Source organism: Vibrio sp. 1401 (genome assembly GCF_033340295.1).
Genome location: NZ_JAWOWF010000281.1, coordinates 1 through 771 on the forward strand (window position 1 = coordinate 1; position 771 = coordinate 771).

The window sequence follows — 771 nt, forward strand, 5'->3', positions numbered from 1 at the left end:
TTCTTGCTCTTGGTTAGTTGTTTGATGAAATACTCAGCGCGCATTGCTGTTACTTTTGAGTCGAAGCTAGTCGACCACTCTAAAACAAGAGGCCCTTTACCCTTGAGCGCTTTTGCGCCTTTGCCAAGTTGGTGCTGTTTAAATCGCCTTTCGATGTCATTGGTAACACCGCAATACAGTGCATTACGGTTATTGCGGATCAGATAAACGCTCCAGTGCTGCTCAACGCTTTCACTCATGAAAGTAGAGATTCTACCTGCGCTTTCAATGCATCGAGTTCTTCTCTTAACTCGGCAACTTCTTGCTCTAACTGAGCGACACGTTCTGAGCTTGACGAAGTAGCCGGAACTGCCGCAGCCATTGCTGACACATCGACTTCACCACAGAACAAGGGCACGTAACGAGATTCACGCTTACCAGCTTCACGAGGTAACTTCACCACAAGCGGACCTTTATCTTCGCTAGCAAGATGCTCAAGTACAGCTTCTACTTCTTTTACATCGTGGAAAGTGGCAAGGCGGTTGGTTCGAGTGCGGATCTCGCCTGGCGTTTGCGCTCCGCGCAGTAACATGCAACAGATGATGCCCTTCTCTTGCTCCGACAATTTAAGATCGCCAAACTCGGTGTTGCAAAAACGATGTTGGTACTTGCTAACACGGCTATTGAAAGCGCTCTCATCGCTGACAAGTCGACGCTCAATCAACGCATCAACAGCATCAAGGACGTCAGATGCTGACAATGCCATCACTGGCTCACGGTTGCTTTTTTGGT

2 protein-coding genes are annotated in these 771 nt (G+C 48.4%); both read right to left on the bottom strand.

The annotated features are described in order from the left end of the window. Nucleotides 1-239 (bottom strand): GIY-YIG nuclease family protein (locus R7Z77_RS25110; RefSeq protein WP_318137014.1); only part of this gene is annotated, 239 nt, incomplete at its 3' end. Beyond that, nucleotides 236-771 (bottom strand): YceH family protein (locus R7Z77_RS25115; RefSeq protein ID WP_318137015.1); only part of this gene is annotated, 536 nt, incomplete at its 5' end. The genes R7Z77_RS25110 and R7Z77_RS25115, both read right to left, overlap by 4 nt.